Source organism: Oxalobacter paeniformigenes (assembly GCF_027158465.1).
Lineage (GTDB): Bacteria > Pseudomonadota > Gammaproteobacteria > Burkholderiales > Burkholderiaceae_D > Oxalobacter > Oxalobacter paeniformigenes.
Genome location: NZ_JAMKYL010000002.1, coordinates 184,406 through 208,199, shown reverse-complemented (window position 1 = coordinate 208,199; position 23,794 = coordinate 184,406). Strand labels below are relative to the sequence as shown.

At 52.0% G+C, this 23,794-nt stretch carries 22 protein-coding genes; 8 read left to right on the top strand and 14 right to left on the bottom strand.

Annotated elements, in window-relative coordinates; genetic code table 11:
- Positions 1 to 37 precede the first annotated feature (37 nt).
- The 3 genes from NAI64_RS04925 to rsmA are packed head-to-tail and all read left to right on the top strand — an operon-like array spanning position 38 to position 3,320.
- The gene (locus NAI64_RS04925; RefSeq protein WP_269298365.1) at positions 38 to 1,465 is read left to right on the top strand and encodes a peptidylprolyl isomerase; all 1,428 of its coding nucleotides are present in this window, start codon (positions 38 to 40) and stop codon (positions 1,463 to 1,465) included.
- Complete coding sequence (gene pdxA, locus NAI64_RS04920; protein WP_269298363.1) at positions 1,465 to 2,517, top strand: 4-hydroxythreonine-4-phosphate dehydrogenase PdxA; 1,053 nt, start codon at positions 1,465 to 1,467, stop codon at positions 2,515 to 2,517. Before NAI64_RS04925 ends, pdxA begins: the two co-directional genes overlap by 1 nt.
- Entirely contained in the window at positions 2,514 to 3,320 is an 807-nt protein-coding gene (gene rsmA, locus NAI64_RS04915) for a 16S rRNA (adenine(1518)-N(6)/adenine(1519)-N(6))-dimethyltransferase RsmA (protein WP_269298362.1), read from the top strand. Before pdxA ends, rsmA begins: the two co-directional genes overlap by 4 nt.
- Here the strand turns inward: rsmA and nhaR are convergent.
- Complete coding sequence (gene nhaR / locus NAI64_RS04910) at positions 3,301 to 4,212, bottom strand: transcriptional activator NhaR (protein WP_269298360.1); 912 nt, start codon at positions 4,210 to 4,212, stop codon at positions 3,301 to 3,303. The genes rsmA and nhaR overlap by 20 nt on opposite strands.
- A 109-nt stretch (positions 4,213 to 4,321) precedes the next feature.
- Here nhaR and NAI64_RS04905 point away from each other — a divergent pair, with 109 nt between their 5' ends.
- The gene (locus tag NAI64_RS04905) at positions 4,322 to 4,678 is read left to right on the top strand and encodes an HPF/RaiA family ribosome-associated protein (RefSeq protein ID WP_269298359.1); all 357 of its coding nucleotides are present in this window, start codon (positions 4,322 to 4,324) and stop codon (positions 4,676 to 4,678) included.
- 472 nt (positions 4,679 to 5,150) lie between these two features.
- Here NAI64_RS04905 and NAI64_RS04900 read toward each other — a convergent pair whose 3' ends face one another.
- The 4 genes from NAI64_RS04900 to NAI64_RS04885 all read right to left on the bottom strand — a co-directional run bounded on the left by NAI64_RS04900 (position 5,151) and on the right by NAI64_RS04885 (position 9,716).
- Positions 5,151 to 6,158, bottom strand: coding sequence for an inorganic phosphate transporter (locus tag NAI64_RS04900; protein ID WP_269298357.1), 1,008 nt, complete (start codon positions 6,156 to 6,158; stop codon positions 5,151 to 5,153).
- Positions 6,159 to 6,223: 65 nt separating this feature from the next.
- Complete coding sequence (locus NAI64_RS04895; RefSeq protein WP_269298356.1) at positions 6,224 to 6,850, bottom strand: DUF47 domain-containing protein; 627 nt, start codon at positions 6,848 to 6,850, stop codon at positions 6,224 to 6,226.
- A 91-nt stretch (positions 6,851 to 6,941) separates the two neighbouring features.
- The gene (locus NAI64_RS04890; RefSeq protein ID WP_269298355.1) at positions 6,942 to 8,339 is read right to left on the bottom strand and encodes a replicative DNA helicase; all 1,398 of its coding nucleotides are present in this window, start codon (positions 8,337 to 8,339) and stop codon (positions 6,942 to 6,944) included.
- Between the two features lie 114 nt (positions 8,340 to 8,453).
- Entirely contained in the window at positions 8,454 to 9,716 is a 1,263-nt protein-coding gene (locus NAI64_RS04885) for a putative Na+/H+ antiporter (RefSeq protein ID WP_269298392.1), read from the bottom strand.
- A gap of 199 nt (positions 9,717 to 9,915) precedes the next feature.
- On the opposite strand from NAI64_RS04885, the gene thiL reads away from it, so the two are divergent.
- From thiL to NAI64_RS04870, 3 genes are read left to right on the top strand one after another with little or no spacing between them, the layout of a single operon-like run.
- The gene (gene thiL, locus NAI64_RS04880; protein ID WP_269298353.1) at positions 9,916 to 10,881 is read left to right on the top strand and encodes a thiamine-phosphate kinase; all 966 of its coding nucleotides are present in this window, start codon (positions 9,916 to 9,918) and stop codon (positions 10,879 to 10,881) included.
- Positions 10,878 to 11,402: a phosphatidylglycerophosphatase A family protein gene (locus tag NAI64_RS04875; protein WP_269298351.1), complete on the top strand. Its 525-nt coding sequence runs from the start codon at positions 10,878 to 10,880 to the stop codon at positions 11,400 to 11,402. The genes thiL and NAI64_RS04875 overlap by 4 nt, the downstream gene beginning before the upstream one ends.
- Positions 11,403 to 11,421: 19 nt before the next feature.
- Positions 11,422 to 11,919 carry a CinA family protein gene (locus tag NAI64_RS04870; RefSeq protein ID WP_269298350.1) on the top strand — a complete coding sequence of 166 codons (498 nt, stop codon included), beginning with the start codon at positions 11,422 to 11,424 and terminating at the stop codon, positions 11,917 to 11,919.
- 60 nt (positions 11,920 to 11,979) lie between these two features.
- On the opposite strand, the gene sucD is transcribed toward NAI64_RS04870, so the two are convergent.
- From sucD to NAI64_RS04850, 4 genes are all read right to left on the bottom strand, one after another.
- The gene (sucD, locus tag NAI64_RS04865) at positions 11,980 to 12,858 is read right to left on the bottom strand and encodes a succinate--CoA ligase subunit alpha (protein ID WP_269298348.1); all 879 of its coding nucleotides are present in this window, start codon (positions 12,856 to 12,858) and stop codon (positions 11,980 to 11,982) included.
- A 2-nt stretch (positions 12,859 to 12,860) separates the two neighbouring features.
- Positions 12,861 to 14,027, bottom strand: coding sequence for an ADP-forming succinate--CoA ligase subunit beta (gene sucC / locus NAI64_RS04860; protein WP_269298346.1), 1,167 nt, complete (start codon positions 14,025 to 14,027; stop codon positions 12,861 to 12,863).
- Between the two features lie 92 nt (positions 14,028 to 14,119).
- A complete protein-coding gene (frc, locus tag NAI64_RS04855; protein ID WP_269298344.1) occupies positions 14,120 to 15,394 on the bottom strand; it encodes a formyl-CoA transferase in 1,275 nt (424 codons plus the stop codon).
- Between the two features lie 96 nt (positions 15,395 to 15,490).
- Entirely contained in the window at positions 15,491 to 17,227 is a 1,737-nt protein-coding gene (locus tag NAI64_RS04850; protein WP_269298342.1) for a thiamine pyrophosphate-binding protein, read from the bottom strand.
- 461 nt (positions 17,228 to 17,688) lie between these two features.
- On the opposite strand from NAI64_RS04850, the gene NAI64_RS04845 reads away from it, so the two are divergent.
- Positions 17,689 to 18,018, top strand: coding sequence for a hypothetical protein (locus NAI64_RS04845; RefSeq protein WP_269298341.1), 330 nt, complete (start codon positions 17,689 to 17,691; stop codon positions 18,016 to 18,018).
- Positions 18,019 to 18,099: 81 nt separating this feature from the next.
- On the opposite strand, the gene corA is transcribed toward NAI64_RS04845, so the two are convergent.
- The 5 genes from corA to NAI64_RS04820 form a co-directional block, all read right to left on the bottom strand.
- Positions 18,100 to 19,065, bottom strand: coding sequence for a magnesium/cobalt transporter CorA (corA, locus tag NAI64_RS04840; protein ID WP_269298339.1), 966 nt, complete (start codon positions 19,063 to 19,065; stop codon positions 18,100 to 18,102).
- A gap of 201 nt (positions 19,066 to 19,266) precedes the next feature.
- Positions 19,267 to 19,977, bottom strand: a complete 711-nt coding sequence (gene mtgA, locus NAI64_RS04835; protein ID WP_269298337.1) for a monofunctional biosynthetic peptidoglycan transglycosylase — start codon at positions 19,975 to 19,977, stop codon at positions 19,267 to 19,269.
- A 4-nt stretch (positions 19,978 to 19,981) separates the two neighbouring features.
- Positions 19,982 to 20,788, bottom strand: coding sequence for a shikimate dehydrogenase (gene aroE, locus NAI64_RS04830; protein WP_269298335.1), 807 nt, complete (start codon positions 20,786 to 20,788; stop codon positions 19,982 to 19,984).
- 75 nt (positions 20,789 to 20,863) lie between these two features.
- The gene (locus NAI64_RS04825) at positions 20,864 to 21,718 is read right to left on the bottom strand and encodes a TonB family protein (protein ID WP_269298333.1); all 855 of its coding nucleotides are present in this window, start codon (positions 21,716 to 21,718) and stop codon (positions 20,864 to 20,866) included.
- Between the two features lie 122 nt (positions 21,719 to 21,840).
- The gene (locus tag NAI64_RS04820) at positions 21,841 to 23,793 is read right to left on the bottom strand and encodes a ribonuclease catalytic domain-containing protein (RefSeq protein WP_269298331.1); all 1,953 of its coding nucleotides are present in this window, start codon (positions 23,791 to 23,793) and stop codon (positions 21,841 to 21,843) included.
- Position 23,794 lies beyond the last annotated feature (1 nt).

Sequence of the window (23,794 nt, the reverse complement as noted above, 5' to 3'; positions counted from 1 at the left end):
CGATCAAAACAAATCTTATGCCAACGAGGATCATTCCATGTTCTTGTTCACGTCTTCAGCCAAGTCACCGACTGTCCTGACACAAACCTGCTCCCTGCTTTTCGGGCTGTTTCTGTCAACCGTATCGCTGGCGCAAACCGACACGCAACAACCGGCGGCCAGCACAACGACTTCCGCCGCAGCCGCTCCCCGTACGGCCCAGCCAGTCACTGTCGATTTCATTGCCGCCGTCGTCAATAACGACGTCATCACCATGGGAGAACTCAATACCCGTCTCCAGCTAATCGAACAACGGCTCAAGCAACAAAATATCACGCTGCCACCACGAGAAATCCTGCGGAAACAGGCACTGGAACATATGATCGTTGAAAGTGCGCAAATGCAACTGGCCAAGGAAATGGGTCTCCGTATCGACGATACCCAGCTCGACAGAACGATTGCCCGTATCGCCGAAAGCCAGCACATGACGATGTCGCAGTTCCAGCATCATATTGAACAAAGCGGCATCCCCTTTGAAAAATATCGTGAAAATGTTCGTCACGATATTACGCTGCAACGTCTGCGAGACCGGGAAGTCAACAACAAAATCCAGATCAACGACGCAGAAATCGATCATGTTCTGGGCGCTGACTCGCAAATGCCCATGCCGGTCCAGCTCCGGCTCGGCCATATCCTGATCCGCATCCCGGAAAATGCATCACCTGAACAAATCGCCGAAAAACGCGATCGTGCAGAAAAAGTGCTGAAAGCACTGCAATCCGGCAGCGATTTCCAGCAAACAGCCGCTTCATATTCCGATGCTGATGAAGGCTTGAGCGGTGGCGATATCGGTTGGCGAAGCACAGACCGTCTCCCCAAGGTATTTGTAGAAGCACTAGCCGGACTCAATCCCGGCGACCTGACACGCATCATCAAGAGTCCAAACGGTTTCCATATTCTGAAGGTTCTGGACAAACGCACCATGTCAACGGGACCGGAGCAGGCAAGCATACCGGGAGGACAAGCTATCCAGCAAATCCATGCACGGCACATCCTGATCAAGGTCAATCAGCTGGTTTCGGCCGACGAAGCGAAACACAAGCTGCTTGAACTCAAACAACGTATCCAGAACCACTCGGCCACATTCGAGGAACTGGCCAAAACCCACTCGAACGACACATCAGCAAGCCGTGGCGGCGATCTGGGCTGGATTTATCCGGGAGACACCGTTCCAGAATTCGAAAAAGCACTTGTTTCACTGCAACCCGGTGAAATCAGCGATCCGGTTGAAACGCAATTCGGTTTCCACCTGATTCAGGTTCTGGACAAGAAAACGGATGACATGTCGCTTGAAAGAAAACGTGCGGCAGCAAAACAGGCCATTCGTGAACGCAAGATTGCCGAAGCGACAGAAGAATGGCTCCGTCAGTTGCGTGACCGAGCCTATGTCGAATATCGTTTGAACGATCCAAGGCAGGATATGTAATGCAAAAACCCGTCATTGCCATTACTACCGGCGAACCTGCGGGTATCGGCCCTGAAATTTCCATCCGGGGCGCATATCGCTGTCTGGACGCCGTCATTCCGATTCTCATCGGTGATTATGCATTGCTGGAAAAAACCGCTGCAGGTATCGATCGTGGTATCCGGCTCAGGCCTATGGCGCCATCTGGCGAATATGCCACGACTCTGGATCGGGATCCAGGTGTCATCAGCGTCATCGATTCGCCGCTGGCCACACCTGCTGTTGCAGGCAAGCTCGACCCACGCAACGGTCCCGCGGTCTTGTCATTCATGGATATCGCCATTTCCGGAGCCATGAACGGCCAGTTCGATGCTGTCGTAACCGGACCGGTACAAAAAAGCACGATCAACGACGCAGGCATTCCCTTTACCGGCCATACGGAATATTTTGCCGAAAAAACCGGAACACCCCGGGTTGTCATGATGCTGGCCGGTATGACAGGCAGCCATACCGGCGACAAACGGTTCATGTTGCGTGTCGCACTGGCAACCACCCATTTGCCGCTGAAAAATGTCAGCGATGCCATCTCGCGCGACAGTTTGCAGGAAATCGTCAGAATCATCCACCATGACCTGAAAAAACGCTTCGGTCTTGTGGCGCCCCGTATCCTGGCCACCGGACTGAATCCGCATGCCGGTGAAAACGGATATCTCGGTGACGAGGAGATCCGGACCATCATCCCGGCAATCACCGCCTTGCAAAAACAAGGCATCCGAATATCCGGTCCCTACCCGGCCGATACTCTTTTTCAACCACATTACCTGGCAGAAGCAGACTGCATCCTGTCCATGTACCATGATCAGGGATTGCCTGTCCTCAAATACGCGACATTCGGACATGGCGTCAATATTACACTGGGACTGCCCATCATCCGCACGTCTGTCGATCATGGCACAGCGCTGGATATCGCCTCACGGGGACTGGGCATTGCCCAGGAAAGCAGCATGATCGAGGCCATACGGATCGCCGCCGAAATGGCAACTTTTTCGCGTCAAACCGGACAACGCACATGAAACATATTCCGCGCAAACGATTCGGCCAGAACTTCCTGAAAGATTCTGCCGTCCTGTATGCCATCATCGATGCCATCGCACCACGCGAAACGGATTGCATGCTTGAAATCGGACCAGGCCTTGGCGCCATGACCGAGAAATTGCTCCCGCATCTGGAACGGCTTGATGTTATCGAACTGGATCGAGATTTGGCCGCTTATCTGAAAAAGCGTTTTCCGCCAGACAAACTGATCGTACATCAGGCCGATGCACTGGATTTCGATGTCAATACGATTTGTACGCAACACGACCGCAAAATCCGGATCGTCGGGAATCTGCCCTATAACATCTCGACACCGTTGCTCTTTCACCTGATGACTTTCGCGGACCAGGTTGCGGACCAGCACTTCATGTTGCAACGCGAAGTGGTTGAACGCATGGTCGCAGAACCCGGCAGCAAAGCCTTCGGGCGACTTTCTGTCATGCTGCAATGGCGTTATGACATGGAAATGCTTTTCATCGTTCCGCCAACAGCATTCGATCCGGCACCGAAAGTGGATTCGGCCATTGTCCGGATGATTCCCAGAGAAAACCCCGAAAGCGTTCCGCTGGATGCCCTCGAAAAAATCGTCACACAGGCTTTTTCACAACGTCGCAAGATCGTGCGAAACAACCTTGCTCCTTTTTTCACGGAGGCGGAACTGATCGAGCTGGGCATCGATCCTGCAAAAAGGCCGGAGGCGCTGTCTGTGGAACAATTCATCCTGCTGGCCAGACATTTGCCTCCATTGCCCACAGATGACGTCAGTCAGCCTCTTCCATGATTTTTCGCCGCGCTTCGAGAATAGCCTCTACAGCGACATGCCTGATTTTCATTTCGGCTGAAATGGCGTAATACTGCTCGCGAACCCCCTTCATTTCGCCAATAGGAACCGCTCTGAACTGGTCCTTCATTTCATCCGCCAGCACGATCGGCGCATGGAACATGCCCAGCCCGATACGTCCGAACGTCTTCAGCAAGGCGCTGTCGGAAAACTCGCCTGCGATAAAAGGCCGGATATTGTTCACCTCGAACCATTGATCCAGACGCATCCGGATCGCATTGTTACGCGTCGGCAACAACACCGGTGCACCATTGAGGCATTCAGGGAAATTGTCACGATATTTCTCGGCCAGCTCTTCCGTACCGAACAACCATACCGCCCTGTCTCCCAATTCATGGCTGAACACCCTGAGACTGCTTTTGACATTGGTCGGCCGATCGGTCAACACGACATCGAGCTTGTGCAACGCCAAATCCGCCAACAAGGTTTCAAACGTACCGTCGTAACATTCCATGCGTACAAACTGCGGCAATTGCAATGCCGGTTCCAGAAGACGGTATGCGATCATCTTCGGCAGTGAATCGGAAATACCCACCGTCAGTCGCAAACTCTTTCCGACATCGTCCTCAGCCAATGTTTCCTGCAACTGTTCGCCCAACAGAAAAATCTGGTCGGCATAGTTCAATGCAACCCTTCCGGCTTCCGTCAGTACCAGACGGCGTCCCTGTGGCGCAAACAGCGTTTTGCCGATCGATTTTTCCAGCAATGCCAGCTGCATACTGATCGTCTGCACGGCGACGCCCAATCGTTCGGCTGCACGCGTTACACCACCTTCCTTGGCTGCGACCCAAAAATAATACAAATGTCGATAATTTAGACTGGAAGATTTCATCATTCTATTTTTTTGAAGTAACATTACTATTATGTTCTCTTTTTACACATTCTTCCATTGTTTAATATATCTTTATAGCAACACATTACTGGCAGGAGCAAAAAAACACATGGAACCGACCATTATTACCAAGGGTATCAAGGCAGGTGAAGCCGTACAGGAATATATTATGGAACGCTTGAACGCAATGTTGTCCCATGCGCAAAACAGCATCAATTACATTACTGTTCGTTTGTCGGATACCAACCGTATCAAGAGCGGGTTCAAAAAACGTTGCCTGATCCAGCTGGTACTGCCCGGTATGTCCCCTATCGTCGTCACTGAATTCGCAGCAGATGTCAAAGGCGCTATCGACAGTGCCACCAGACGCGCATCAAGGCTTTTGAACAAAACGATGTCAAAAGCGAAATACATCCCGCACGATACTTTGCCGTTGTATTTCAACAAGCCATTCCTGGCCATCTAGCCTGTCACGCAACCGGTGAACCGATATTGTCGTCCGACTCTTCCGGTTCACCGGCATAACACCACGGGTCGCCGGCAGTGACCCGCATCCATCAGAACACGATCGTTTCCTGTTTCTCTCGCCCATCCGGATCTGACGGCTTTTATAGCCGCTTTACGGCCCCTTTTCCGCAATCCGCAAACCGACCTGAAAGCAAGCGGCGCCAGTGCAAACATTCCGGCAATATCCTGCACACTTTCATACAGTTTCAAAACTCTTTATATCGCGTATTCCCTTCATCCGGATTCAACGCTCGGACACGTATTCTCCAGTCCCGAACGATAACCGACAGAACGCACGAAGCGGCTGTCGCGCATCTGACAAATACTGGAAAAAATATGACACGTTGTATGCCTATCTACATACTGATGGCAATGGAAAACGGCAAACGCGTAAACCTGCCGGTCCCGTCAACCGGCAGGAAAAGCCCAGATCACAGGAATTTGGTACCGACCCACCATGCAATGGCGGCGATAAAAGCAGAAGCAGGAATGGTCAGTATCCATGCCCAGACGATATTGCTGGCGACTCCCCAGCGTACAGCGGAAGTTTTCTGTGCGGAACCGACACCGACGATCGCACCAGTAATAGTATGTGTCGTGGAAACCGGGATACCGAGTGCTGTGGCGATGAACAGCGTCATGGCACCACCGGTTTCTGCACAGAATCCGCCGACCGGTTTGAGCTTGGTGATTTTCTGTCCCATCGTTTTCACGATACGCCATCCGCCGAACAAGGTACCGAAGCCGATGGCGCCATAACATGAAATGACGACCCACAGCGGCAAGTGACTGTTGTCAGCCGCATAGCCGGATGCGATCAGCAACATCCAGATCAGGCCCATCGTCTTTTGTGCATCGTTGCCACCGTGTCCCAGACTGTACAACGAAGCTGAAATCAGCTGCAATCGCCGGAACCAGCGATCGATATTCCGCGGCTGCGAACGCACGAAAATCCAGGATACCAGCACCATCATGATCGAGCCCAGCAAAAACCCCAGCAAAGGCGAAATGACGATAAAAGCGATGATCTTGAAAATACCGGAAGCGATCAGCGATCCGCTACCTGCCTTGGCAATCGCCGCACCGATCAATCCACCGATCAAGGCATGGGATGATGAGGATGGAATCCCGTAATACCAAGTGATGATATTCCATCCAATCGCACCGACCAGCGCACCGAACACGACATAATGATCGACGATAGCCGGATCGACCGTACCCTTGCCGACTGTCGTCGCCACATGCAGATCGAACACGAAGATGGCCACACAGTTCATGAAAGCGGTCATGGCAACGGCTGTATGCGGTTTGAGCACACCGGTGGAAACCACAGTAGCAATCGCATTGGCTGCATCATGAAATCCGTTCATGAAATCGAAAATCAATGCCATGGCAACAATCAGGATGAGGGCATAAAGACTGACATGTATCGCTTGCATGAATTTGAATTGAATGAAGTTGATAACGGAACGAATACAGGGATATACGATACGGCGATTTGCCCTCAGGCATTTTCGACGACAATTCCCTCGATGATATTGGCGACATCTTCACAAATGTCCGTTACATTCTCGAGAATTTCGTACAAGGCTTTAAGCTTGATGAGCGTGCGGACATCGGGTTCGTCACGGAACAGTTTCGAGAGTGCTGCATGCATGACATGGTCCGCATCGGATTCCAGACGGTCGATTTCCTCGCATATTTCCAGTATTTCGCGCGAATGGTTCATGTTGTGAAGCAATGAAACGCCGTCCTTGATCTTTTCACAACACCCGAGACACAGTTCAGCCAAACGGATAGCTTCCGGCGTGATGGTCTGGATATCGTACAACGATACAGTCTGTGCAGCATCTTCCATCAGATCGAGAATATCGTCCATCTTGGTAATCAGACGATGAATATCTTCACGGTCGAGCGGAGTAATAAAGGTTTTATGCAAAATGCCGATCGTATGATACGTAACTTTGTCGGCCTGTTTCTCAAGGCCTTCAATCGCATGCAATCGTCTTTCGATATGGCTGGAATCCTGCATAAGGTCGTGCAACTCTCTGGCACCCTTTACGCAAAATTCGGCATGCTGGTTGAACAAATCGAAGAATTTTTCTTCCTTAGGCATCAAACGTCCGAACATAATCGCTTCCCATCATTTGTGCCGGCAGTTCAGGTCATGAACAAGGTATGGTCTTCCGCATAGGCATATTGCCAGCATCGGATACCAATGATCATTCACCGTACATACCTCCACTGCCTGCATAGTTGTCAAATTTGGTGTATTGCCCGAGAAAGGTCAGCCTGACATTGCCGATCGGGCCATTACGCTGCTTCCCGATAATGATCTCTGCCGTTCCTTTATCGGGCGAGTCGGGATTGTAAACTTCATCCCGGTAAATAAACAAAATAAGATCCGCATCCTGCTCGATCGCCCCGGACTCACGCAAATCAGACATGACAGGCCGCTTGTTGGGACGCTGTTCGACTGAACGGTTAAGCTGCGACAAGGCAATTACAGGACAATTCAATTCCTTGGCCAATGCTTTCAGGCCGCGTGAAATTTCGGAAATTTCCGTAGCCCTGTTTTCCGATGCCGAACCTGATGTGGATGTCATCAACTGGAGATAATCGACGATGATCAGACCCAGCCTGCTGCACTGTCTGGCAAGCCGACGTGCCCGGCTTCTCAGGTCATTGCAGTTCAGTCCCGGAGATTCATCGATATATAACTGGGCCTCACGCATTTTTTCCATGGCGAACGACAAACGCTCCCAGTCTTCATCGGCAAGCCGGCCTGTCCTCAACCGATGCTGATCGAGCTTGCCGACCGATCCCAGCATACGCATGGCAAGCTGTGCGCCGCCCATTTCCATGGAAAAAACAGCGACAGGCAATCCGCTTTCTATCGCGACATGTTCTCCGATATTGAGAGAAAAAGCGGTTTTCCCCATGGAGGGGCGACCTGCCACAATAATCAGATCACCCGGTTGCAAACCGGAAGTCATCCGGTCGAGATCGATAAAACCTGTCGGCACACCGGTAATATCGTTGGGATTGTCGCGGTCATACAATTCATTGATCCTGTCGACTACCTGCGAAAGCAAGGGGGTAATTCCCTGAAACCCCTGCGTTCCGCGTGCGCCTTCCTCGGCAATGGCAAAGATACGGGATTCCGCCTCGTCCAGAATCTGTTTGACATCCTTGCCCTGTGCCTGGAACGCGCTGGCTGAAATTTCATCCGACACCGTAATCAGGCTTCGCAGGATCCCGCGATCACGCACGATCTGTGCATAATGCCGGATATTGGCGGCAGACGGCGTGTTCTGCGCGAGCGCATTCAGATAGGAAAGTCCTCCAACCTCCTCTGCCTTGCCGACAGATTGCAAGGATTCATAGACCGTAATGACGTCAGCTGGTCGCGACGCATTGATCAGTTTGTCGATATGCTGGTAAATGAGGCGATGATCAAACCGGTAAAAGTCGGTATCTCTCAGAAAATCGGCGATGCGATCCCATGCGGAATTATCGAGGAGCAGACCACCCAATACCGACTGCTCCGCCTCGATCGAGTGCGGCGGCAGGCGCAAGGATTCTAACTGGGGGTCGGTCTGCGTATTCATTGCGCGCATTATACTACCTTCCTGATTCTCCAAAGATAATTTTCTCGTGACTCAGGAGTGGAAGTATCGATTTTTTACGATATATATCCCGACATGCGCATGAGACGGCCGTCATGGCACCGTTTACAGCAGAAGAAAGCTGCAAGCGGCGATGATTGTCGGCGGCAATGCGTAAAGAAACAGCATCAGCGGATTGATGGACTGATGCTCGAAATGGTTTTTCAGCAATGAAAAACAGACCGGATTGGGTGCGTTGGCAATAACCGTCAAACCGCCCCCGGTAATGGCACCGGCGACCAGTGCGTATTTGCTGGCATCCGACAAACCATCGACAAGCGAGCCCAGATAGGTCAGTGCCGCATTATCCGTAATAGCCGTCAGCAATGTCGCCCCACCGAACAGGGTATGACTGTCCAGCCCTGACAAAATGGGAGACAACCACCACTTTTGCATGCCCCCCAGAACGACCAGCCCTGCCAGAAAAAAAGCAACCAGCAATCCTTCTCTCAACATCAGCGGACTCTGGTAACGATGATAAGCTTCCGTAAATCCCAGGAAAAACAGGAAAAATCCCATAAAAACAAACGGATGATGGCTGAATATCACTACCAGCACCAGTGTCGTCATGTGAATCAGCATGACCAGCGGCGGTACACGACCGATTTCATAGTCATCCTTGAGATCGTCCATACCGACCAGTATTTTTCTGAAAACCCATGACGCGATCAATGCATTGACTGAAACAGCCAGAGCCGCTTTCCAGCCGAACGTCATCAGCATGAAATCCATGCCCCATCCCCATTTGCTGGCGACCATCAGCACTGGTGGTGCGGCATAGGAAGTCAGGACACCGCCGATCGACACGTTAACGAACAAAACGGCGATCGTCAGATATTTCATGGTTTCCGGTATTTTTTTGGAAAAATACCGGTCCCGCAAAATGATGGCAGCCAGTGTCATGGCAGCCGGTTCCGTAATGAACGATCCCAGCAACGGCACAACCGTCAACGTCAGGAAGTAATAGGTGATCGTCCCCGGCAATGGAATGACTTTCGCGAGCAAGTCGATCAGCAATTGTGCCGCCTGAAGGATGGGACGCGTCCCGGCGATGACCAGAATGACGAAAACAAACAGTGGCTCCGTGAAATCTCGGGTATCCATATACTCGACAGCCTTTTCGTATCCGTTGACGACCGCCATGAATCCCAGCAGGATGAACGCCCAGAAACCGAATACCACTTCCACTTCGCCCAGCATCAGCCATGCACCGGCATGACGGCTTTCCCGCTGTGCGAGCTTGACGAAATATTTTGCGGAAAAAGTATGAATCAAGGCCAGAAAAAACAACGCGGCGGCTATATATTCAATCCACGATACGTGATCCATCATCAGACAAGTCCTAGTAACGAAAAGTACCGATCATCTGCATCGCCGGTCCCTGTGCACAGGATGACCGGACTGTTTTCCGGCCTGTTGGCTATCGGTAAAGCTCAAGTTTAACAGTTTACCATTGTCTTGCTTTAGCGCGACATCAATAGCATCATTATGCAAGAAGTCCGACAATCCTTTTTGCAACGCTACGATCATGCTTTCAGAATTCGATCTTATCGCCAAATACTTTACGAAACCTGTCAGGAACGCCTCACTGGGAATTGGCGATGACTGTGCATTGTTGACCCCTGTTCCGGGTACGCAACTCGCCATCTCGACAGATATGCTCGTCTCAGGCACCCATTTCTTTGCCGATACCGATCCACGACAGCTCGGACACAAATCGCTGGCGGTCAACCTGTCCGATCTGGCTGCCATGGGCGCTGAACCGGTCGCTTTCACGCTGGCGCTTTCACTGCCAAAACCTGACGAAGCATGGCTCAAGTCCTTTTCGGAAGGCATGTTTTCCCTGGCGAACATCTGCCATTGCGAACTGATAGGCGGCGATACGACAAAAGGACCGCTCAATATCTGCATTACGGTATTCGGACGAATCCCACTGGGTCAGGCACTTCGTCGCGACCGTGCGGAATACGGTGACGATATATGGGTTTCAGGCACGATCGGCGACGCACGACTGGCACTGGCACATTGCCGTAACGAAATCACCCTGGACAAACAGGATTTCAACGCCGTTTCCCCCCGTCTGCATATGCCGATTCCACGCATCATGCTGGGTATGGCACTCAGAAAAAACGCGAATTCTGCACTGGATATTTCTGACGGGCTGCTCGGAGACCTGACTCATATTCTGGATGCCTCCGGTGTCGGTGCCACGCTGAACACCGACTCCCTTCCCATCAGTCCTGTCCTTGCCAGACAAACTGAAGACTGGCGCATGCTATGCGCCCTGACGGGTGGCGACGACTATGAACTGTGTTTCACGGCACCGCCATCGAAACGCAGTCGTGTTCTGGAAGCATCTGCCAGAACAGGAGTACCTGTCACACGTATCGGCTTCATCGAGAACGAGCCCGGATTGCGCTTGCGCAACAGTCATGGTGAACCCGTAACCTTTTCGCGCCATTCCTTCGACCACTTCCTGGCAGGCAGCAAATGAACGATCCTGTCAAAAGCAAAGGAAATCCCGGATTCGCCTTTCTTTGCTCACATCCATTTCATCTGGTCTCCCTCGGTTTCGGCAGCGGCCTTTCACCCATCATGCCCGGAACAGCCGGAACACTGTTCGCATGGATTGTCTACGATGTCCTGACCTTCCTGTGGCCGACGATCTTCACACCACTCGTCTGGGGTTGTCTTTGCATAACCGGTTTCCTGTTTGGCATCAAAACCTGTCAGGCAACCGGCGAGGCACTGTGCAGCCCTGATGACGGCAGCATGGTCTGGGATGAAATCATCGCTTTCTGGCTGGTCTTGCTGTTCGTGACACCTGCGTCATTTCTGTCGGAATGCATCGCCTTTGTCGTTTTCCGCTTTTTCGACATGACCAAACCGCCGCCGATCCGTTTTTTCGACCGGCACATTCACGGCGGTTTTGGTGTTATGCTGGACGATATCATCGCCGCCTTTTTCACGCTGCTTGTTTTTGCATTATGGAAAACATGCATGATGGCCAATTAACTTTACAGATGGAATCGCCATGATGAACAATCCTTTTGAACTAGCCCAGTATGTCGGCACCCTGCTTTCCCGGAAAAAACTGAAACTGGTCACGATTGAATCCTGTACCGGAGGCAGTCTGGCCAAACAGATCACCGACGTCCCGGGTGCTTCCGAATGGTTCGATTGCGGACTCATCACCTATTCCAATGAATCGAAAACCGGACTGGCCGGCGTACCGGAAGACCTGATCCGGCAACAAGGTGCTGTCAGCCAGAAAGTGGCTCTGGCGATGGCAAAAGGCGCCATCAACGTAACCGGAAGCGATATCGCGCTTTCCACAACCGGCATCGCCGGCCCCAATGGCGGTTCACTTGAAAAACCTGTCGGCACCGTTTGTTTCGGCTTTGCTACCCAAACCGGCATCTTCAGTACAGACAAACGACTGTTTACCGGCAACCGTGCCGAAATCCGTGAACAAAGTGTCCTGTACAGCCTGCAATGTCTGTGCAACTATCTCGAGACAGGTCATTTCTGAAAGCACGACACAGAAAAAAGCCCGGCATTGCCGGGCTTTTTGCTTTTCAGCGGATACTGCTTATTTCAGAACCGATTTCATCGTCTTGCCGATTTCGGCAGGATTGCGGGTAACGGTAATACCGCATTCTTCCATAACAGCCAGTTTTTCCTGTGCCGTACCCTTGCCACCGGAGATGATGGCGCCTGCATGGCCCATCCGTTTTCCCGGAGGCGCAGTTACGCCGGCGATAAAGCCAACGATCGGTTTCTTCATGTTGTCTTTTGCCCAACGTGCTGCGGTTTCTTCATCGTTACCGCCGATTTCGCCGACCATGATAACCGCTTCGGTTTCCGGATCTTCATTGAACATCTTCAGAACGTCGATGTGTTTCAGACCGTTGATCGGGTCGCCACCGACACCGACAACCGTGGACTGGCCCAGACCGAATTCAGCCAGCTGGCTGGCAGCTTCGTACGTCAGGGTACCGGACTTGGAAACGACACCGATGGAACCTTTCTTGTGAATATGACCTGGCATAATACCGATCTTCAGTTCATCCGGTGTAATGATGCCCGGGCAGTTCGGTCCAAGCAGAATGGTGTTTTTGCCGCGCATTTTGTAACGGGTACGCAGCATATCTTCGACCGGAATACCTTCCGTAATACAGATAACGAACTCGATACCGGCTTCCACAGCTTCATCAATCGCTGCGGCAGCGAACGGAGGCGGGACATAGATGACGGAAACGTTTGCGCCAGTCTGTTCCTTTGCTTCCTTGACGGTATTGAAAACAGGCAGATTCAGGAAGGTCGTACCACCCTTTTTCGGGGTGACACCACCGACATAGCAATCCTTACCGAACGCATAATTCATACACATTTCAGTATGAAATGCACCAGTCTTACCGGTCAGACCCTGAACGATGACACGGCTGTTCTTGTTAATCAGAATAGACATAATTAGTTACCCTTTGCTGCGTTAACCGCCTTTTGTGCAGCATCAGCCATGCCGCTGGCAGAGATAATCGGTAAACCGGACTTGGCCAGAATTTCCTTACCCTGTTCGACATTGGTACCTTCAAGACGTACAATCAGAGGTACCTTCAGGGCAACTTCCTTGGCAGCAGCCACCACGCCGTTGGCGATGACATCGCATCTCATGATGCCGCCGAAAATGTTGACCAGGATGGCCTTGACATTCGGATTGGACAACATGATCTTGAAGGCTTCGGTGACTTTTTCGGTCGTTGCACCGCCGCCTACGTCCAGGAAGTTGGCCGGAGAACCGCCATACAGTTTGATAATATCCATGGTCGCCATGGCAAGACCTGCGCCATTGACCATACATCCGATATTGCCATCCAGGGAGATATAGGTCAGACCGAACTTGGAAGCCTGGATTTCATCAGGATTTTCTTCATCCAGGTCACGATAAGCCTGGATTTCCGGATGACGATACATCGCATTGGAATCGAAGTTGAACTTGGCGTCCAGCGCGATTACACGATTGTCTCCGGTACGGATCAACGGGTTGATTTCCGCCAGGGATGCATCGGTTTCGACGAAGGCCTTGTACAGACCCTGCATGAATTTGCAGGTTTGTTTGACGGCAGCTTCCGGCATGCCGATCTTGCGTGCGATATCTTCGCCTTCTGCATCGGTCAGACCGGTAGATGGATCGATAAAGACTTTGTGAATCAGTTCCGGAGTATCGCGTGCGACATCTTCAATGTTCATGCCGCCTTCCGAGGAAGCCATCAGCGCTACCCGCTGTGTGGCACGGTCGATTACCATGCCGACGTAGTATTCTTTCTGGATATCAGCGCCTTCTTCAATCAGCAGGCGTTTTACAACACGACCTTCCGGACCGGTCTGGTGCGTTACCAGTGTCATACCGAGAATTTCGGTTGCGTATTTTCTGACTTCGTCAAGGGACTTCGCCACCTTGACACCACCCCCCTTGCCACGGCCGCCGGCGTGAATCTGTGCCTTGACGACCCAGACATTGCCACCCAGTTTTTTTGCGGCTTCGACAGCTTCGTCAACGCTAAAGCAGGGAAATCCACGGGGAGTGGTCACTCCATATTTGCGCAAAATTTCTTTTCCCTGGTATTCATGAATATTCATACTCGTCCTTCAAAAAGAATGGATGGGTGGTGGTCTTCCCACCCATCCTGTTCATGTTTAATGAATCACTTCATTAAGACAATGACCCACCATTATTTCTTTCTCTTCGGTGGGATATCGAAAGCACCGCCAGCCTTCAGTTCGGCGATCTTTTCATCGGAGAAGCCGCAAACTTCTTTCAGCACTTCTTCGGTGTGTTCGCCCAGCATCGGAGCAGGCAGAATCTTGTCGACGTTACCCATCGACAGCTTGATCGGCATACCGACCGTGTAGTAGTCGCCCTGCGGATGACCTTCGACCTTGACGATCATCTGACGATGGAGTGCGTGTGCGTCCTTCATCAGTTCTTCGGTGGACAGAACCGGGCCGCAAGGAATGTTCTTTTCATTGCAGTATGCGGTCATTTCGGTCTTCGTGTAGTTCTTGGCGAAGTCCGCTACCATCTTCCACAGTTCGTTCTGGTTTTTACGACGTTCTGCCAGCGTTGCGAAACGTTCGTCCGTTACCAGAGCTTCGTCGCCGATTGCTCTTGCGAAGATCGGCCAGTTGGCTTCCTGTACGACCAGGTAAACGTAGTCGTTGGCGCCGAACGGTTTACATGGGATACAGTTACCCAGCTGACCACCACCGGAGTCGTTACCGGCACGTGGTACGGCGGTCAGACCCAGCGTCGGACGGCTGTATTCCGGCAGTGCGCCCTTGCCACCCATCAGACGGCCCTGGTCACGGAATTTGACGCGGCACAGGTTCATGACGGATTCCTGCATTGCTGCTTCGACTTCCTGACCGATACCACCGTTGTGGGTTCTGTGGTACAGCGCTGCGCAAATACCGATTGCCAGGTGCAGACCGGTACCGGTGTCACCGATCTGTGCACCCGTGATGGTCGGCGGATTTTCCGGGAAACCGGTCGTGGACATTGCACCGCCCATTGCCTGTGCGATCGGTTCGTATGCCTTGTAGTCACTGTATGGACCGGAGGAGCCGAAGCCCTTGATGGAGGCATAGATGATGGACGGGTTGATTTCATGGATTTTTTCCCAGGTGTAGCCGAAACGGGCCAGAACGCCAGGTCCGAAGTTTTCCATGATAACGTCGCATTTTTTCAGCAGTGCTTCGAAAATTTCGCAGCCAGCTTTGCTCTTCATGTTGGAAATAACCGAACGCTTGTTGCTGTTCAGCATGGTGAAGTACAAGCTGTCCTTGTTCGGATCATGGCGCAGCTGTTTACGCGTAATGTCACCGGTCGGATTTTCGAATTTGATAACGTCCGCACCCATCCATGCCAACAGCTGTGACGAGGTCGGGCCGGCCTGTACGTGGGTCATGTCCAGAATTCTTACTCCGGATAATGCTTTACTACCCATTTTTTGTCTTCCTCCAATAATTGGTCTGTATTACTTTTTCTGGTTTTCACCAGTTTCACAACGAGAAAAAGGTTACCCTTTTCCAACGTATCCTTTCTATTTGCCAGCCATACGCGCTTTCAGGCGCGCCTTGGTTCCCGGCGACCACTCTTGCGGGTCGACCCAGATATTGATCACCGCACATTTACCGGTTCTGGCTATCGCCTCGCGACCACGCCGCAAGGCAGGGGCTATATCCGAGGGACGATGTACTTCCTCCCCGTATCCGCCCATCATTTCCGCAAATTTACCATATGGCAGGTCACTTAACAAATTGCCGACATTGCCGCGATCGCCATATTTGGCCAACTGGGCGTAACGGATCTGGTTCATCGCAGAATTGTTTCCGACAACGGCAAGATATGGCACATGAAAACGGTTGGCCGTTTCCATATCGAACGCCGTCATGGAAAAAGCGCCGTCCCCATAGTAGCACACGACTTCCTTGCCGGGATGTGCGAGCTTCGCGCCGATAGCGAATCCTGTCCCGACGCCCAGACTGCCCAATGGCCCCGGATCCATCCATTGTCCGGGATTACGCGGACGCACTGCCTGTGCAGATATCGTCACCACATCGCCGCCATCCCCGATATATATCGTATCTTCACCCAGAAATTCGTTCAGTTCATAAGCGACCCGATAGGGATTGATCAGGCTGTTTTCCGAACGGAACAAGGGCATGAGTTTTTCCAGTGCCTTTTCCTCGGCCTGCCGCAATTCGCGGATCCATGCCTGACGTTTCGAACGCGCGCCATATTCCAGCCGTCCCGACAATGCATCGATCACCGCCCTGAAAATCGTTCCGGCATGCCCCAGCAATCCCAGCGTGATATCGTGATTTTTGCCGATCACTGCGTAATTCTGGTCGATCTGCACCACTTTGGCCGCGGGATTGACCGTCTTGCCGTAACTCAGCCTGAAATCGAACGGCGTTCCCACAACCATGACCAGATCGGCTTCGGCAAGCGCCTTGTTGCGCGTCCTGTCGAATGAAAGCGGTTCATCGTTTCTGAAAATACCGCGTGCCGCACCATTGGTATAGGCTGGCATGTCCAGCGCGCGGATCAGCTCCAGCGCTTCCCGATGACTTCTGCCGTTCCAGACCTGGCTACCGAACAATACCGCCGGTTTTTCCGCATGCAGCAGCATATCGGCCAGTTTCTCGATTTCTTCAGGCGCGCACATGACGCGATTGGAACACCGGTAATGTCCCGATGCCGGAATCACACAATTTTTCCGATCCACGCTGCGATCAAGCAAATCTCTCGGAATTTCCAGATAGACAGGACCCGGAACCTCACCCCATGCCTCGCGGCATCCCATCGCCACCATATCCGCGATCCGTTCGGTCGAACGGACACTTGTCGCCCATTTCGTGACCGGTGACATCAGTTTGACATGATCGAATTCCTGCAGTGAACCCTGCAAATGCTGGATCGTCGCCCCCTGTCCACCGATATGCAGCAGTGGAGTTTCGGAACGCAAGGCTGTTGCCATTCCGGTTATGGCATTGCAACATCCCGGACCCGCAGTCGTGACAAGACATCCGGTTTGCCCTGTCTGACGAGCATAACCGTCAGCGGCATGTGCCGCTACCTGTTCATGTCTGAAATCGATGATCCGGATGCCTTCGCTGACACAACCGTCGTAGATATCGACGATATTGCCTCCGGAAAGAGTGAATATGGTATCGATGCCTTCATTCCTGAGCGCTTTCGCTACCAGATGCCCGCCAGATATGGAATCTGCCTGCGCATCACCGCATTTCAGCAAATCATCTGTTGTCGCACTCATGAATTGTCTAATGGAAATCCGCTGTCAAATTCAAACCAATCAGCATCGTCGCTTATCTTGCTTTTTCACGTCCATTGGCGCCAGCGGTGTGCCTTGACGTTTCAAGGTTGCAATACAACTTTACGGGCAGGTGAAGTGACATACCAACTTTTCAAGCTAACAGCTATCATAGCTTCTCTGGCGGAAAACAGTGCTTGACCACAGTCAATTTTTACCTATCACTGCCTGAAATCATGCGGTCTGGAGATCGCGAACGGTTTTCCTGTACCTGGGCAAATACCCGACTTCCATCGCTTTGATGATACGGACAGTACCGTACCGGGCCACGGTATAATAATCTCCGTCGCCTTACCAAGTGCTTTACCATCATGGCAAATATTTTTTTCAGCCGTTTTTTTTCTTCGAAAAATTCCGCATCCTGTGATAATGCACCTGTCTCCAGCGAATACCCCTGGTTGTGCATGAATGAAAAATACGGACAGGGCTTCCGTTTAAGCAGACATTATGCCGATGAGGGCTTCGGCTATGGCAGCATGCCCGACATCACGACGCACATGACGATACCGCCATCGCTTGTCGAAAAGGTTCTGCAAAAGCATTCATGGATTGCGATTGTGGATGCCTGCATCGGCCAATACGGATCGGCACAGAAAATCCTGACAGAAGAATTCGTCGATTGCACCGGTTTTTCGGATACCTGCTGGTGGGTTTCCGTCAGCGACCCTGTCAAATGGCTCGACGACATGCAAAGCACCCTGTTGCGGCTGGCTGGTGCATTGCCTGAAAACTGAGGCGGTATCTGCACAGGACAACCGCCGCAAGGCAATCCTTTCGACACCGGCACCAAACGATTTGTTGTTCCACAAAATGGCTTACTTCAGCCAGCCCCTGCGACGGAAGTACCAGAACGGTGCCAGTGCGCTCAACAGCATAAGTACCAGTGCGAACGGATAACCGAAGTCCCAGCTCAGTTCTGGCAGGATCCGGAAATTCATGCCATAGATGCTGGCGATAAGCGTCGGCGGCAGGAACGCGACACTGGCCACAGAGAAAATCTTGATGATCTTGTTCTGGTTGATATTGATGAAACCGACAGTGGCATCCATCAGGAAGTTGATCTTTTCAAACAGAAACGAGGTATGACCGTCAAGCGATTCGATATCCCGCAAAATCTGTCTGGCTTCCTCGAACTGGTCAGAATCCAGCAAACGGCCACGCATCAGAAAGCTGACCGCACGTCGGGTATCCATCATCGTCCGGCGTATCCGGCCGTTCAGGTCTTCTTCCTTGGCAATCGTACTCAAGGTCGCGGCGGCATCCTGGTCGGTAAACTCTTCCTGAAGAACCTTGCCGCTGACCTCCTCGAGATTGCGGTAAATCCCTTCGAGCGCGTCGGCCGAATATTCAGCGTCCGTAGCATACAGATCCAGCAGCACGTCCTTGTAATCGGTAATGGAACCTGGTCGCGAACGGGCACGCATTCTGACCAGCCTGAACACAGGCAAATCTTCGGCATGCATGGAAAACAGCATGTTGCGCGCCAGAATAAATGCGACAGTCACTGTTTGCGAAGGTCCTTCGTCGTCATCGATCCTGAAATCCGTCCGCAAATGCAAATCGCCGTTTTCCGCTTCATAGTAACGTGCGGATGCCTCGATATCCTTGACATCGTCTTCATCGGGCATTGTGACATCGTATATGCTTTTCACCCATGATCGCTCCTCCTCGGTCGGATCCGTCATGTCCACCCAGATAGGCGCGACATTTTCCAGATCGGATTTGGAATCGATCGGCACCTGGTTCAAACGACCGTTTTGGAGTTCGAAAACATTGATCATGGAAACACTCTTTCAGACACATTAACAGGGTAGCTGCCGGCGGAATTTGCGATGGATGGATCACATCATGGTTGCATGACTGCTTTATGACAGAACCGAAAGCGATGGTGGCTTTCATCAGTCATTTATGCCGCCTCACTGAAACAGCGCAAGTGTACTGATAACGGATTGCACAGGCAAGAACTTCCGGATGCTCCTCCGTCAACGCGGAACATCAGCCGATCCCATACGCCGCAGAATCAGCGCCGTCCGATACCGCAAATATCCCGAATTGCGATGTGTATCGAAATATCTCGGCTTGGGCAATACCGCCGCAAGACGCGCAGCCTGCCCGGCACTGAGCGAAGCGGCAGATATACCATAGTAGTGTCGCGCGGCCGCCTCGGCACCGAATACGCCGGTACCGAATTCGACCAGATTCAGATACAGCTCGAATATCCGTTCTTTTTCCATCCAGAATTCAAGCATATAGGTAATCAGGATTTCCTGCCCTTTTCTGAAATAGCTCTTGTTTCCGGACAAAAAGAGGTTTTTTGCCAGCTGTTGCGTAATCGTGGAACCGCCTGCCACGATTTTTCCTTTCCGGCTGTTCTTTTCATAAGCCTTGAGCAAGGCATCCCAGTCAACCCCCTCATGATCGGTAAAATTGGCGTCTTCCGACGCAATGATGGCACGTTTCAGATTCCGCGAAATCCGCTTGTAAGGCACCCATTTGTGTTTCAGTCTGGCCTTGGGATTTTTTTCCTGCAATACCGCCAGTTGCTGCCGCATGAAACTCGTCGAAGTCGGGTTATGGTTCACCCACCAGCCGATTTGAAGAAAAAAATAAACCTGAAGCATCAGAAACAAAAGCAACGGCGTATAAACCAGCCATCGCCAGTATTTCCTGAGCAGGGCAAGCAGTTGTTCCATGCAATCAACGCCCGAAATACGCAAATACTGGCCGTGTATCCGGCCTGACATCGCGCCACACAAAAAACGATTCCGCTGCCTGTTCGACCAGCATGCCGAATCCGTCGCGAACCGTCGCGCCATACCTGCTGGCGTAATCCATGAACGGCGTCGGCCGATCGGCATAAACCATATCCAGCGCCAGCGTATGTTCATGAAAAACCTTTGAAGATACCGGAGGCATGCCATTCTGAAGCCCAGCCGATGTCGCATTGATGACGACATCGAACGGTTCATCCAGATTGTCATAGGAAGATACCGTAATGGCGCCATAGGTTCCAAAACGCAACGCCATATCGTGCGCCTTGTCTTCACTGCGATTGGCGATATGCAGCCTTTGTGGTTTCTGTTCCAGCAGTGGCAACATGACACCATAAGCGGCGCCACCCGCTCCCAGCAGCAAAATCCTGGCCCTTTCCAGCGAAACGCCTGCATTACGTGTAATGTCAGCCACCAGCCCTGCGCCATCGGTATTGTCGCCTGATACCGTATTGCCGTCGAATCGCAGTGTATTGACTGCACCGGCCATCTTCGCGCGCTCAGTAAGCATGTTCGACAAAGCGAAGGCTTCGAATTTGAACGGTACCGTCACATTCAACCCCCGCCCACCATTCTGGATGAAATCCCTGACTGTCGCGACAAAACCGTCCAATGGTGCCAAAAGACGCGAATATTCGACATCTTGTCCTGTTTGCCGTGCAAACAACGCATGTATTTCCGGTGATTTGCTGTGCGCTACCGGATTTCCCACCACTGCGTAACGATCACTCATGATAATTGGCTGATATGGTAATTTTTTCTTTTTAACTGGCGTTATGTGATTTTTGAACGATTTTGCCGTCAATTCCTAGCGAACTGTCGAACGTATCTGTGACTGTACGCCCTGATCCCGTGTAAATCGAAGCTTGGTGATAATAATCCAGACATCCGCACCGCCGTTTTTCGACTGCATGCTTTTCGGAAAAGGTCCGAACGGCGCCGCACGACGAATGATATTCAGGGCGGCACGATCGAGCGCAGGATTCCCGGATGAACGTTCGATTCCTGGCCCGCCTTCCTTTTCGAAAAGTGTACCGTCACGGTAAACAGGAATCCGGACCGTCAGCTCGCCATACAATTTCGTACCGTTTCGCTGTGGGAAATTGATCAGCCCGAAACTTTCCACCCTTTTTCGCAATGCCTTGTAATACATGGCATAGCCAACATCACGCGTATTGGCGGTAATGACAGGCCGCCCTTGCATACCATATCCACCGCCTCCGCCACCGGTCCCGCCGCTTCCGGTCCCACTGCCGTCACCTCTCGCATTTCGCCTGAACACCACCGAGCGACTGTTCTGATCCTCCGGCAAACTGAAATCACTTGTGCCAGATGGCACCGTACTCATGATCTTGTTTCCTGATGTTGCCGCGGCACTTTTTCCTGTTTTTTTGCCGGTACTGTCAGGTACAGATGGCATGGTTGCCGCTTTTTTGTCTGCCGGCGCTCCAGCAGACTTTCCGGATCTCATACCGCCACCTGCAGAACCATCTCCCGATTTTCGGCCGATCTGGCCTTGCCATGAGGTACTTTCCGACGTATTGACGGCTGCCATGTCGAGTACCCGTCTTTGCGCGGAATTGGTCAGTACAAGTTCGATCGGAACCTGTATCCTGTCGGGAGCCGAAACAGGGGAAATGCCGAAATGGACAGACAAGACCATCACATGCAGCAAAACCGATATGGCTACCGCAATACATAAACTCCGATTTTGCAAAAGCTGTTTCACAAACCGATACTCATAAAGGCACGATCACGGATATCATTCAAGACTATAACACCGAATCACTCCGTGATTTCTTCCTCTCCCTCTTCCAGCCGCTCCATATCGGCATCCGGCGATACATCCAAGAAACGTGCCTCAACGGACAAATCAACTTCATCCCAGCGAATCAGGTCGATTTTGACTTGCGTACCACGTGCCAGAAGCGGCATCCCCGGCATGGGGATAGTCAACGGAATATCGACCAGACGGATCACCTCGTCACGGATGACGACTGCCTCCGTCTGCCTGACATGGTTTTGTGTCAGCCATCTCAAACACCAGTAACGTTCCATTTTCGACTGGAACTCACCATAGGCGCTATAGGCGGAATCAAATGCACTGACGATGGCGAACAAACTGGCGTCTTTTGGCTTGAAAGGCGCGGACAACGGTGCGGCCACACCGTAATCGATACATGCCAGAATCTGCCACTGATTGACCAGATCGGTATAACGTCGCAACGGGGATGTACTCCATGCATACTGATCGACACCCAGTCCCAGATGGGGTGCGGCATGCGTGACCATTTTGACCTGCATCCGATTCATCCAGCTGCCGCCTCCTGCTCCCTGACTCCGGTAAATACCCGGAATACCATGTTCATGCAGCAATTTTCCCCATGTACTGTTGGCGAAAATCATGAATTCGGCCACGATTCGATCCAGCGGTGCTGTTCTTTTTCGCCGTTCGATCGTTACCACGCCGTCATCGCTGACGTAAAAATTGAAATCGACCCGGTTCGTCTGTTCCGGACGCAAGCCGAACGATTCGCGTTTTTCCATGCGTTTTTTTTCGAACACGCGCGCGCAATGCCACAGTACCCGGATATCTTCCTTGTGAGGATATTCGCCCTCGTTTTTGTCCAGACTTTCTTCCGTAATCAGGTGGTCCAGATCGTTATGACGCAGATTTTCCGAAACACGGATCATCTCGGCACGCGTTTCGGTTTGCACGACAGACCAGTCTTTCGGATCGACGAGGGCATACAAACTCAAGGCCGGCCTGTTTTCTCCCGCACTGAGCGTAAAACGGCTGACCAGCTCGTCCGGCAACATGGTGATTTTGTCGCCCGGCATATATACCGTGGAAAGCCGCTTGCGCGCGATTTCATCCAGATGGTCACCAGGCCGGATACCCAATCCGGGCGCAGCGATATGCACACCGATGCGTATCTGCCCGTCCGGCATATTCGTCACCGAAAAGGCATCGTCGATTTCGGTCGTCGTGATATCGTCTATCGAAAAGGCATTGACATCCGCAATGGGCAATTCAAACGATATCGCCGGCATATCGATTTTCGGAAACGCAATACCGCGCGGGAAATGTTCGAACAGGAAGCGTGACAAATGCAGGGCTTTCGGCCCATCGATACCCCCCGTATTCAACATCAGCCGTTCCGGAGAGATATGCATGTCGTCACATGCCATTTCAAGCGCCTTGTATTCGATACCGTTCTTGTCTGGCTTGCACAATAACTGCACGGCGTTGGCCTTCATCGGTTCCGGCAGAATACCTTGTTTTAACTGCTCGACATACTGTTGCTGGATAATGGCCTGCTGTTTTTTTCGTTCGATACTGGCCAGTGCGGCGCGTAACGCTTTTTCCGGTGCCGCCTTGTAGCGTCCCTTGCCCTTTCGGTAAAAATACATGGGTGCCGAATGCAAACGCATCAACAGCCCGGCAGCCTCATCAGGTTTCGGCTCATGCCCGAAATATTCCTTGCCCAGCTCTGTATAATCGAATTCCGTTTCTCCGGCGACTTCCCAGAGAAAATCCAGATCGATATCGTCGGCGATCCGGCCCGCTTCGGTCAGAAGCTGCGCAGGTTCGTGCGTACCGAACTGAAAAAAGACATCCCTTGCCCGAACCTTGGCCCGTTTTCCGCCCGGCAACTCGACCTGATAGGCTTCACCAACCTGATTCAGAATATTGCCCGTTCTGAACTCGCCGGACTCTTCAAAGAATAAATTCATT